This window comes from Actinacidiphila epipremni, from assembly GCF_012034175.1.
In the GTDB taxonomy this organism is placed as follows: Bacteria; Actinomycetota; Actinomycetes; order Streptomycetales; family Streptomycetaceae; genus Actinacidiphila; species Actinacidiphila epipremni.
This window is the reverse complement of record NZ_JAATEJ010000015.1, coordinates 143,675-155,806: the sequence shown is the minus strand read 5'-3', so window position 1 is coordinate 155,806 and position 12,132 is coordinate 143,675. Positions and strand designations below refer to the sequence as shown.

Below are 12,132 nucleotides of genomic sequence, written 5' to 3'. Positions count from 1 at the left end.
GTTCTATTGTGGACGGGAACGGTACGCCGGACGACCCCGAGGAGGGCGCGATGCGCTGGGAGCAGCTGGGCCGGGAGGACGCCACGGGCGCGCTCTTCGGCACCGACGCCGTGACCCGGCGTTTCGACACGCCCGAATTCCGCGGCATCACCTTCCACGAGGTGCGGGCCCGCTCGATCCTGAACCGGGTGCCGGGCGCGTCCCGGATGCCCTTCGAGTGGACGGTCAACCCCTACCGCGGGTGCTCCCACGCGTGCGTCTACTGCTTCGCGCGCAAGTCGCACGGCTATCTGGACCTGGACACCGGGATCGGCTTCGACACCCAGATCGTGGTGAAGACCAACGCGCCGGAGCTGCTGCGCCGCGAGCTCGCCGCGCCGCGCTGGCAGGGCGAGCACATCGCGATGGGCACCAACGTGGACTGCTACCAGCGCGCGGAGGGCCGCTACCGGCTGATGCCGGGGATCCTGGCGGCGCTGCGGGACCGCGCGAACCCGTTCTCGATCCTCACCAAGGGCTCGCTGATCCTGCGCGATCTGGAGCTGGTGCGGCAGGCCGCGCGCGTCGCGGAGGTGTCCATCGCGCTGTCGGTCGGCTTCCTGGACGGCGAGCTGTGGCGCAGCGTGGAACCGGGCACGCCTTCCCCCCAGACGCGCCTCGCGGTCTGCCGCACCTTCGCGGAGAACGGCATAGCGGCGTCGGTGCTGATGGCGCCGGTGCTGCCCTTCCTGAGCGATTCGCCCGAGCAGCTGCGCGCGACGGTACGGGCGATCGCCGCGGCCGGCGCCGGCTCGATCACCCCGCTGGTGCTGCATCTGCGGCCCGGCGCCCGGGAGTGGTACATGGCGTGGCTGGCCCGCCACCACCCGCATCTCGTACGGCGCTACGAGGCGCTGTACGCCGACGGCTCGTACGCCCCGACGTGGTATCAGCGCCGGATCACCCGCCAGGTGCACGAGTTCGCCGCGGAGTTCGGCTGCGGCCCGGCCCGCGCGAGCGGGTTCCGCCGTTCGGTGGAGCGTCGGCGGGCGGCGGAACCGGATCAGGATGGGGAGCGTGAACGGGGGCAGGAGCGGATACGCAAGCAGGGTCCGCGACGGCCGGGCGAGCCCGGGCACGCACCGGGGGACACGCCCGGCGACGCGTCCGGGGACACCCAGCTGACCCTGCTCTGACGGCCCCGGCGGGCCGTCCACGGGACTCCGCCGGCCGCACGCCACGGGGGCGTACGGCCGGCGGACCGCTCACCGCGACCACCCTCACCTCGTGGCGGGATCACCCGCGCGGCCCGCTCATCTGTGGGCGGCCCAGATCACATGCGCGCAGGGCTGGCGCCGAAGTTACTCGCCGGTTACCCTCGAAAGCACCGTGCACGGCGGCCTGGTGACGCAGCCGCCGCGCATGCGCACCACCTGTCGGTCCGGCATGCACACCGGTCCGGCCCCGGGACAGGGCCGGCCAGGTTGTCACGCGGGCGCGCCCACCTTCGCGCCAGGCCCGCGACTCCACCCCACCCTCCTTCGCCGTGCGCGCACCCGTCGCGCCCGGGCAGCCACCCGCGCAAGGCCACCAGCGTCTGGAGTCACGCGATGTCCCGTCACACCGCCATCCCCGCAGCATCCCCCGGATCCGCATCCGCACCCGCACCCGCCCCGGCCGCCGGCCCGGCCGCCGCGCCCCCGCCCGTCCCCTCCGTCGTCGCCGTGATCGGCCTGGGCACCATGGGCACCGGCATCGCCGAGGTCATGGCGCGGGCCGGCCACGAGGTGATCGGCGTGGACGTGGACGCCACCGCCGCCCGCCGGGCCGTCACCGCCCTGGACCGCTCCACCGCCCGCGCGGTGCAGCGCGGGCGCTGCACCCCCGAGGAGCGGGCCGACGCGCTCGCCCGCTTCCGCACCTTCCCCGACCTGCGGGCCGCCGCGGCGGCGGACCTGGTGATCGAGGTCGTGGACGAGCGCTACGCCGTCAAGCGGGACGTCATCACCGCGCTGGACCGGCTGGTGCGGCCCGAGGCGATCCTGGCGACCGGCACCAACGCGCTGTCGGTGACCCGGCTCGCGGCCGAGACCGCCCGGCCCGACCGGGTGCTGGGCCTGCACTTCTTCGCGCCCGCGCCGGCGATGAAGCTTGTCGAGGTGGTGTCCACCGTGCTGACCTCGCCGCAGGCCACCGCGGCGGTCACCGCGCTGGTGCGCAGCCTCGGCAAGGAGCCGGTGCCGGTCGGCGACCGGCCCGGGTTCATCGCCGACGGGCTGCTGTTCGGCTACCTCAACCAGGCCGCCGCCATGTACGAGTCGCGGTACGCGACCCGGGAGGACATCGACGCGGCGATGCGGCTCGGCTGCGGCCTGCCCATGGGCCCGCTGGCGCTGCTCGACCTCATCGGCGTGGACACCGCCACGACCGTGCTCGACGCGATGTACGAGGCCACCAGGGACCGGCTGCACTCCCCCGCGCCGGTGCTGCGCCAGCTCACCGCCGCCGGCCTGCTGGGCCGCAAGTCCGGCCGCGGCTTCTACCGTTACGAGGCGCCCGGCAGCCCGGTGGTCGTCCCGGACGCGCCGGCCCCGCGCGAGGAGGGCGGCGGGCGCCCCGCGGGCCGTACCGTCACCACGGTCGGCGTCGCGGGCTCGGGCACGATGGCGGCGGGCATCGCGGAGGTCTTCGCCAAGGCCGGCTACCCGGTCCGGCTGGCCGCGCGCAGCCCGGAGAAGGCCGAGCGGGCGGTGGCCAGGGTCGTGGCGTCACTGGACCGCTCGGTGGTCAAGGGGCGGCTGGACGAGGGGCAGCGGGACGCGGCGGTGGCGCTGCTGGCGCCCGCCGCCTCCTATGACGAGCTGGCGGCGGCCGACCTGGTCGTGGAGGCGGTGGCGGAGGACCTGTTCGTCAAGCAGGAGCTCTTCCGGGTGCTGGACAAGGTGTGCCGGCCCGGCGCGGTGCTGGCCACGACGACGTCCTCGCTGCCGGTGGTGGCGATCGCCCGGGCCACCGGCCGCCCGCAGGACGTGGTGGGGATGCACTTCTTCAACCCGGCGCCGGCGATGAAGCTCGTGGAGGTCGTGCACACCGTGCTCACCGCCGACGACGTGGTGGCGACCGTGCACGAGGTGTGCGGGCAGGTGCGCAAGCACCCGGTGGACTGCGGGGACCGCGCCGGCTTCATCGTCAACGCGCTGCTCTTCCCGTACCTGAACAACGCGGTGAAGATGGTGCAGGACCACTACGCGAGCGTGGACGCGATCGACGCGGCGATGAAGCTCGGCGGCGGCTATCCGATGGGGCCCTTCGAACTGCTGGACGTGGTGGGCCTGGACGTGTCGCTGGCGATCGAGCAGGTGCTGCACGAGGAGTTCCGCGACCCGGGCCTGGCGCCCGCGCCGCTGCTGGAGCACCTGGTGTCCGCGGGGTGCCTGGGCCGCAAGACCGGCCGGGGCTTCCGCGAGTATGCCGGGGCCTGAACAGGCGGCGGGCCGGGGCGGTTCTCCCCCGGATGCCGGGCGCGACGGCCCGCCGTGTTACGTTCCCCACATGTCCCAGCCCGCGAAGTCCGGTGTCCCCGAGCCCGCGAACGTCCCGCGCGCAGCCGCCCAGCGGCAGCGGGTCAGGCAGGACCTCGCGGCGGCGGCGATGCACCTGTTCGCGACGCAGGGCTACGAGGCCACGACGGTCGACGAGATCGCCGCGACGGCGGGTGTGGCGCGGCGGACGTTCTTCCGGCACTTCCGCTCCAAGGAAGAGGCGATCTTCCCCGACCACGACGACACGCTGGTGCGGGTGCAGGCGGTGCTGGACTCCGCGGACCCGCACGAGCACCCGCTGGACACGGTGTGCCGGGGCATCACCGAGGTGCTCCGGATGTACGCGTACATGCCCGAGGTGTCGGTGGAGCGCTACCGGCTGACGCGCGAGGTGCCGACGCTGCGCGAGCGCGAGATCGCCTCGGTGGCACGCTACGAGCGCCTGTTCACCCGCTATCTGCTGGGCCACTTCGACGAGGGCGCCAAGGGCTACGGCGACGACGACCCGCTGCTGGCCGAGGTCGCCGCCTCGGCGGTGGTGGCCGCGCACAACCATGTGCTGCGGCGCTGGCTGCGGGCGGACGGCAAGGGCGATGTGGAGGCGCAGCTCGACCACGCCTTCGACGTCATCAAGGCGACCTTCGGCACGGCCATCGGGGCGGGCCGGATACCGTCCCGCGGCCCCGCTCCGGCACCGACGACCACGGTGTCCCGGCAGGGCGAGGTGGTGGTCGCGGTGGCGCGTACCGACGCCTCGCCGGCGCAGATCCTGCGCAGCATCGAGGAAGCGCTCCGCAGGGCCTGAGCCGCCCCCGGAGCCCCGGCCGCGCGCCGCAGCCCGCCCGCGTTCACCCGTACGGCCGCGGTTGCCCGCTGCCCTGCCCGGGGTGACACTGGCGTCACTGACAAGAAAAAATGGCACGCAGTGTCTTTACGGCTGGCACAGCGTGCCATACGGTATCCCCAGTCCGGGCGGACGGCCCGCGGTGATCCCCCGCAGGCCGGCTGTCCCCGAGGCCCGGACGCCTGCGTCACAGGCCCTTCCGCGCCACCGCGCGGTTCCTTCGCTCCACCGTCAGTTCCCGCCGGACCGACGGGCGCACCCTCACCCCACCCGACCCCCGCGTTCCCGCGAGGTGTCGCCGCAGCCGCCCCGCGCGGCCCCTGCGGCGACCGCGGAAACGCTTCGCCGGAGGCGAGTCACATGAAGGAAATCCTGGACGCCGTCCTCGCACCCGACAGCACCCCGGCCGACATCGCGGCCACCCGGCTGCCGGAGTCGTACCGCGCGGTCACCGTGCACAAGGACGAGGCGGAGATGTTCACCGGTCTCGCCACCCGCGACAAGGACCCGCGCGCCTCGCTGCACGTCGACGACGTGCCGCTGCCGGAGATCGGCCCCGGTGAGGCGCTGGTGGCGGTGATGGCCAGCTCCGTCAACTACAACTCGGTCTGGACGTCGATCTTCGAGCCGGTCTCCACCTTCGCCTTCCTGGAGCGCTACGGCCGCACCTCCCCGCTCGCCAGGCGGCACGACCTGCCCTACCACGTCATCGGCTCCGACCTCGCGGGCGTGGTGCTGCGCACCGGGCCCGGCGTCAACAAGTGGCAGCCCGGCGACCGGGTCGTGGCGCACTGCCTCAGCGTGGAGCTGGAGTCCGCGGACGGCCACAACGACACGATGCTCGACCCCGAGCAGCGGATCTGGGGCTTCGAGACCAATTTCGGCGGCCTCGCCGAGATCGCCCTGGTCAAGTCCAACCAGCTCATGCCCAAGCCGGAGCACCTGAGTTGGGAGGAGGCGGCCTGCCCGGGCCTGGTCAACTCCACCGCCTACCGCCAGCTGGTCTCGCGCAACGGCGCCGGCATGAAGCAGGGCGACAACGTGCTGATCTGGGGCGCGAGCGGCGGACTGGGCTCCTACGCGACCCAGTTCGCGCTCGCCGGCGGCGCGAACCCCGTCTGCGTGGTCTCCAGCCCCGAGAAGGCGGACCTGTGCCACCGGATGGGCGCCGAGGCGGTCCTCGACCGCAGCGCGCAGGGCTACCGCTTCTGGCGCGACGAGCACACGCAGGACCCCAAGGAGTGGAAGCGCTTCGGCAAGGACATCCGCGAGCTGACCGGCGGCGAGGACGTGGACATCGTCTTCGAGCACCCCGGCCGGGAGACCTTCGGCGCGTCGGTCTACGTCACGCGCAAGGGCGGCACGATCGTCACCTGCGCCTCCACCAGCGGCTACACGCACGAGTACGACAACCGGTACCTGTGGATGTCGCTCAAGCGGATCGTCGGCTCGCACTTCGCCAACTACCGCGAGGCGTGGGAGGCCAACCGGCTGATCGCCAAGGGCAGGATCCACCCGACGCTGTCCCGCACCTACCCCCTGGCGCAGACCGGCCAGGCCGCCTACGACGTCCACCGCAACCTGCACCACGGCAAGGTCGGCGTCCTGGCGCTGGCCCCCGAGGAGGGCATGGGCGTGACCGACCCGGAGATGCGGGCCCGGCACCTCGCCTCGATCAACCTCTTCCGCGACGCGGCGGACGCGGCAGCCGCCGCCCGTCCCCCGGCGCGTACCGGGGTCGCCCAGGCCACCGAGGCCGCCGGGGTCGCCCGGTGAGCGGGCAGCGGGAGCGCGACCGCCCGTGGCTGATGCGGACGTACGCCGGCCACTCGACCGCTGACGAGTCCAACGCGCTCTACCGGCGCAACCTCGACAAGGGCCAGACGGGCCTGTCCGTCGCCTTCGACCTGCCGACGCAGACCGGCTACGACGCCGACCACGTGCTGGCGCGCGGCGAGGTCGGCCGGGTCGGGGTGCCGGTGGGGCATCTCGGCGACATGCGCCGGCTGTTCCGGGACATCCCGCTGGAGCGCATGAACACCTCGATGACGATCAACGCCACCGCCATGTGGCTGCTGGCGCTCTACCAGGTCGTCGCCGAGGAGCAAGGCGCGGACGTGGCCGCGCTCCAGGGCACCACGCAGAACGACATCGTCAAGGAGTACCTCTCGCGCGGGACGCATGTCTTCCCGCCGGTGCCGTCGCTGCGGCTGACCACGGACATGATCACGTACACCGTGCACCGCATGCCGCGCTGGAACCCGATCAACATCTGCAGCTACCACCTCCAGGAGGCCGGGGCGACGCCGGTGCAGGAGATCGCGTACGCGATGTCCACCGCGGTCGCGGTGCTGGACGCGGTGTTCGCCTCGGGGCAGGTGCCCGAGCAGCGGCGCGGCGAGGTGGTGGGGCGGATCTCGTTCTTCGTCAACGCCGGGGTGCGCTTCGTCGAGGAGATGTGCAAGATGCGCGCCTTCTGCCGCATCTGGGACACCCTCACCCGTGAGCGGTACGGCATCGAGGACCCGCGGCACCGGCGCTTCCGCTACGGGGTGCAGGTCAACTCGCTCGGGCTCACCGAGGCGCAGCCGGAGAACAACGTGCAGCGCATCGTGCTGGAGATGCTGGCGGTCACGCTGTCGAAGGACGCCCGGGCCCGCGCGGTGCAACTGCCCGCGTGGAACGAGGCGCTGGGGCTGCCGCGGCCCTGGGACCAGCAGTGGAGCCTGCGCATCCAGCAGGTGCTCGCCCATGAGAGCGACCTGCTGGAATACCCCGACATCTTCGACGGCAGCCATGTCGTCGAGGCGAAGGTCGGCGCGCTGGTGGAGCAGGCGACCGCCGAGATGGCGCGGATCGAGGAGATGGGCGGCGCGATGGCCGCGGTGGAGTCCGGCTACCTGAAGTCGGAGCTGGTGGCCTCGCACGCGGCGCGGCGGGCCCGGATCGAGTCCGGCGAGGAGAAGGTCGTCGGGGTCAACATCCACCGGGCGACCGAGCCGAGCCCGCTGACCGCCGACCTGGACACCGCGATCACCACGGTGGACCCGGGGACCGAGGCCCGGGTGGTGGCCGCGCTGGAGGACTGGCGGCGCGAGCGCGACGAGCCGCGGGCCAAGGACGCGCTGGTGTCCCTGCGGGCGGCGGCGGAAGGCACCGAGAACCTGATGGCGGCGACGCTGGAGTGCGCGCGGGCCGGTGTGACGACCGGCGAGTGGGCCGGCGCGCTGCGCGAGGTCTTCGGCGAGTTCCGCGCCCCGACCGGGGTGGGCGGCGCGCCGGTCGCGGTCACCGCGGACGACGGCGGGCCGCTGGCCGAGATCCGGCGCAAGGTCGCCGACACCGCGCGGGAGCTGGGCGGCGGGCGGCTGCGGCTGCTGGTCGGCAAGCCGGGCCTGGACGGCCACTCCAACGGCGCCGAGCAGATAGCCGTACGGGCCAGGGACGCCGGCTTCGAGGTCGTCTACCAGGGCATCCGGCTCACCCCCGAGCAGATCGTGTCCGCGGCGGTCGCCGAGGACGTGCACTGCGTGGGCCTGTCGATCCTGTCCGGTTCGCATACGGCGCTGGTCCCGGACGTGCTGGCGCGGATGCGCCGGGCGGGCGTGGACGACGTGCCGGTCGTGGTCGGCGGCATCATCCCGGCCGCCGACGGGGCGGCGCTGCGCGCGGCCGGTGTGGCGGCGGTGTTCACCCCGAAGGACTTCGGTATCACCGAGATCATCGGCCGGATCGTGGACGAGATCCGGCGCGCGAACAAGTTGGAGGTCTGACCGTGCAGTTCGGCCGCACATATGAGGAGTTCGAGGTCGGTGCCGTCTACAGGCACTGGCCGGGAAAGACGGTCACCGAATACGACGACCATCTCTTCTGCCTTCTCACGATGAACCACCACCCGCTGCACATGGACGCCAACTACGCGGAGAAGACCACCGACTTCGGCCGCAATGTGGTCGTCGGGAACTACGTCTACTCGCTGCTGCTGGGAATGTCGGTACCGGACGTGTCGGGAAAGGCGATCGCCAATCTGGAGGTGGAGTCGCTGCGGCATGTCGCGCCGACCTTCCACGGCGACACCCTCTACGGCGAGACGACGGTGCTGGACAAATGGCCGTCCAAGAGCAAGGACGACCGCGGCATCGTCCAGGTCGAGACCCGCGGGCACAACCAGGACGGCACGCTGGTGTGCGTCTTCCGGCGCAAGGTGATGGTGCCGACCGCCGCGTACGTCGAGCGGCGCGGCGGGGAGCAGCCCGGCCGCCCGCAGCCGCAGCAGCGCTCGGAGGGGAACTGACATGGCGGGACGACTGGGGCGGACGGACGGGCTGACCGACGTCCAGCAGGAGATCATCGGCACCGTCCGCGCGTTCGTGGACAAGGAGATCCTGCCGGTCGCCACCGAGCTCGAACACCGCGACGAATACCCCACCGACATCGTCGAGGGCCTGAAGGACCTGGGCATCTTCGGGCTGATGATTCCGGAGGAGTACGGCGGCCTCGGCGAGTCGCTGCTGACGTACGCGCTGACCGTGGAGGAGATCGCCCGCGGCTGGATGAGCGTGTCGGGCATCATCAACACGCATTTCATCGTCGCCTACATGATCAAGCAGCACGGCACGCAGGAGCAGAAGGAGTATTTCCTGCCGCGGATGGCGGCCGGCGAGGTGCGCGGCGCGTTCTCGATGTCGGAGCCGGGACTGGGCTCGGACGTGTCGGCGATCCGCACCAAGGCGGTGCGCGACGGGGACGCGTATGTGATCAACGGGCAGAAGATGTGGCTGACCAACGGCGGGTCGGCGAACCTGGTGGCGGTGCTGTGCCGCACCGACGAGGGGCAGCCGGCCGACGCGCCCGCGCACCGCTCGATGACGACGTTCCTGGTCGAGAAGGAGCCCGGCTTCGGCGCCAACGCGTCCGTCCCCGGTCTGACCGTGCCCGGCAAGATCGAGAAGATGGGCTACAAGGGCGTCGACACCACCGAGCTGGTGCTCCAGGACGTCCGGATCCCGGCCGACCGGGTGCTGGGCGGGGACAGCGGGCGCGGCTTCTACCAGATGATGGACGGCGTCGAGGTCGGCCGGGTCAACGTGGCCGCGCGCGGCTGCGGGGTCGCCCGCCGGGCCTTCGAGCTGGGCATCGCGTACGCGCAGCAGCGGCACACCTTCGGCAAGCCGATCGCGCAGCACCAGGCGGTGCAGTTCAAGCTCGCCGAAATGGCCACCAAGGTGGAGGCCGCGCACCAGATGATGGTCAATGCCGCACGCAAGAAGGATTCCGGCGAGCGTAACGACCTGGAAGCGGGCATGGCGAAATACCTGGCGTCGGAGTTCTGCAAAGAAGTAGTGGAGGACGCGTTCCGGATCCACGGCGGCTACGGCTTCTCCAAGGAGTACGAGATCGAGCGGCTCTACCGGGAGGCGCCGATGCTGCTCATCGGTGAGGGGACCGCCGAGATCCAGAAAATGATCATCGGCCGGAGACTGCTGGAGGAATACCGGATCCAGGGCTGAATCGAGGGCCTTATGTCCGGATTTGTCATGACTGATCCGAGGCGAAAGTCACACTCGGTCATGGCCGTGGGGGGCGGAAGGGCATGTGAACCGGCCATCGACTCGCCCTTGCGCTTGCCGAGTTGCCGGTGTCAGCCGATACCATCGACCAAAGCCGCCGTCCCCAGAAGCAATTCGCGGCATCCTCCGCTACGAAGGTCTTCCATGCCCGACAGCCATTCCCCTGCGCCACGTCGCCGGGTCCGCCTCGCACGTGGCGCATCACCGTGGCTCCTGCCGACCGCCGCCACCGCGGCGGTCTCCCTCGCCAAGGCGCGCCACTCCGGCCGCTGGGCGGCGGTGGCCGTCCCCGCCACCGCGCTCGCGGCCGGGATGCTGTGGTTCTTCCGCGACCCGGAGCGGGAGATCGCCGAGGGCCGCGTGATCAGCCCCGCCGACGGCGTGGTCCAGAGCGTCATGCCGTGGAAGGACGGGCGCACCCGCGTCGCGATCTTCATGAGCCCGCTGAACGTGCACGTCAACCGGGCTCCGCTCACCGGCACGATCTCCTCCGTCGAGCACATCCCCGGGGGGTACGTGCCGGCGTTCAACAAGGAGAGCGAGAACAACGAGCGGGTCGTGTGGCACTTCGACACCGATCTCGGCGACGTCGAGATGGTGCAGATCGCCGGGGCCGTGGCGCGGCGGATCGTGCCGTACGTGCCGCGGGGCTGCAAGGTCGAGCAGGGCGAGCGCATCGGGCTGATCCGCTTCGGCTCCCGGGTCGACGTGTACCTGCCCGCCGGGATCGAGGCGGGCGTCGAGGTCGGCCAGACCACCACGGCTGGGGTGACTCGCCTTGACCGTGACTGACGGCGACACGGCCCAGTCCGACTGGGTGACCGAACTCCAGGACGAGGTCCACGACCTGCCGCTGTCGACGCGGCTGTCCATCGCGGACGCGCTCACGCTCGGCAACGCGATCTGCGGCTTCCTCGCGGTGTACTTCACCACGACCGGGGTGCTGGTGCCGCACCTGAACGGCACGAACGACGGCGGGATGTCCAAGCACAGCGCGGCGACCGCGGTGTCGCTCATGCTGCTGGCGTCGGTCTTCGACCTCTTCGACGGGCTCGTGGCGCGCAAGCTGCGCAGCTCGGCGATGGGCGCGGAGCTGGACAACCTCTCCGACCTGATCAGCTTCGGGCTCGCCCCGGCGTACTTCGTGGTCGTATGGGGGCTGGTCGCCGACGACGCGCACGGCAAGGTGTCCGCGGCGGCGGCGGTGCTCGTCGTCCTCGCGGTGGTGCTGCGGCTCGCCCGCTTCTCCTGCACGACGCTGCGGGACGGGGTCTTCCAGGGGATGCCCAGCCCCTTCGGGGCGATGACGGTGGTCTCCGTGGTGCTGCTGGAGCTGCCGTTCGTGCCGACGATCGTGGCGATCGTGGGTGTGGCGTGGCTCATGGTCAGCCGCGTCGAGTACCCCAAGCCGAGGGGCCGCCTGGCGGCGGTGACCTTCGCCTGGACGATCGTGAGCATGCTGTGCCTCACGGCCTGGACGCTCGACGTCCCCGGCGGGCATGAGCTCCTCCAGACCGGCGCGGCCCTCCAGTGCGGCGCCGCCGCGCTCATCCCGTGCTTCGCCACGACCCGCCGCGTCAACACGATGCGCGCCAACCGCCGCGAAGCCCGCACCGACGCGCTGCGCTAGCGCTGGCCCGGTTGGAGCTGCCCGCTGCGTCGGGCGGTGCTCTTGGCTGCGCCGCGGGGCGCCCCCCAGGGGCGCGGGGCTGTGTTTGTTGTGCGGCTGGCGCCGCGTGGGCGCGACTGGGGGGGTTTGCGGCTGCGCCGCGGGGTGCTTTTCAGGGGCGCGGGGAACTGCTCCCCCAGAGGGGGTACCCCCAGCAACCGGCCACCGGCCGGTGGTCCGGACCGGACCGAACAGCCCCTTTCGGACGGTGGCGACGTGCACGCCGGTTCCTGGCTGGTCGCGCAGTTCCCCGCGCCCCTGAAAAGCTCACCCCGCGGCGCAGCCGCTAACCCCCGCCGGCTGGGCGCCTAGACGCCGGACGCCAACCACCAGGGGCGCGGGGAACTGCGCGCGCAACCCACCACCGGCCGGTGGTCCGGACCGAACCGAACAGCCCCCTTGGGACGGTGACGACGTGCACGCCGGTCACTGGCTGGCCGCGCAGTTCCCCGCGCCCCTGGTTTGCCGCCCCGCGGCGCAGCCGCAAACCCCCGCCGGCTGGGCGCCTAGACGCCGGACGCCAACCAC

General features: G+C 72.1%; 9 protein-coding genes. All 9 read left to right on the top strand.

Annotated features, from left to right (window positions below; translation table 11 throughout):
- Nucleotides 1–50: 50 nt before the first annotated feature.
- The 9 genes from HCN08_RS19235 (at nt 51) to pssA (ending at nt 11,565) form a co-directional block, all read left to right on the top strand.
- Nucleotides 51–1,175, top strand: a complete 1,125-nt coding sequence (locus HCN08_RS19235; RefSeq protein ID WP_206318973.1) for an Rv2578c family radical SAM protein — start codon at nt 51–53, stop codon at nt 1,173–1,175.
- A 414-nt stretch (nt 1,176–1,589) separates the two neighbouring features.
- Nucleotides 1,590–3,461, top strand: a complete 1,872-nt coding sequence (locus HCN08_RS19230) for a 3-hydroxyacyl-CoA dehydrogenase family protein (RefSeq protein ID WP_167984368.1) — start codon at nt 1,590–1,592, stop codon at nt 3,459–3,461.
- Nucleotides 3,462–3,531: 70 nt separating this feature from the next.
- Entirely contained in the window at nt 3,532–4,326 is a 795-nt protein-coding gene (locus tag HCN08_RS19225; protein WP_206318951.1) for a TetR family transcriptional regulator, read from the top strand.
- A 399-nt stretch (nt 4,327–4,725) separates the two neighbouring features.
- Nucleotides 4,726–6,141, top strand: coding sequence for a crotonyl-CoA carboxylase/reductase (gene ccrA, locus HCN08_RS19220; protein WP_167984366.1), 1,416 nt, complete (start codon nt 4,726–4,728; stop codon nt 6,139–6,141).
- Nucleotides 6,138–8,138 carry a methylmalonyl-CoA mutase family protein gene (locus tag HCN08_RS19215; RefSeq protein WP_167984365.1) on the top strand — a complete coding sequence of 667 codons (2,001 nt, stop codon included), beginning with the start codon at nt 6,138–6,140 and terminating at the stop codon, nt 8,136–8,138. The genes ccrA and HCN08_RS19215 overlap by 4 nt, the downstream gene beginning before the upstream one ends.
- 2 nt (nt 8,139–8,140) lie before the next feature.
- Nucleotides 8,141–8,659: a MaoC family dehydratase gene (locus HCN08_RS19210; protein ID WP_167984364.1), complete on the top strand. Its 519-nt coding sequence runs from the start codon at nt 8,141–8,143 to the stop codon at nt 8,657–8,659.
- A gap of 1 nt (nt 8,660) precedes the next feature.
- Nucleotides 8,661–9,875, top strand: coding sequence for an acyl-CoA dehydrogenase family protein (locus HCN08_RS19205; protein ID WP_167984363.1), 1,215 nt, complete (start codon nt 8,661–8,663; stop codon nt 9,873–9,875).
- A gap of 204 nt (nt 9,876–10,079) precedes the next feature.
- Nucleotides 10,080–10,727 carry a phosphatidylserine decarboxylase gene (locus HCN08_RS19200; protein WP_167984362.1) on the top strand — a complete coding sequence of 216 codons (648 nt, stop codon included), beginning with the start codon at nt 10,080–10,082 and terminating at the stop codon, nt 10,725–10,727.
- The gene (gene pssA, locus HCN08_RS19195; protein WP_167984361.1) at nt 10,714–11,565 is read left to right on the top strand and encodes a CDP-diacylglycerol--serine O-phosphatidyltransferase; all 852 of its coding nucleotides are present in this window, start codon (nt 10,714–10,716) and stop codon (nt 11,563–11,565) included. Before HCN08_RS19200 ends, pssA begins: the two co-directional genes overlap by 14 nt.
- The last annotated feature ends 567 nt before the right edge of the window (nt 11,566–12,132 follow it).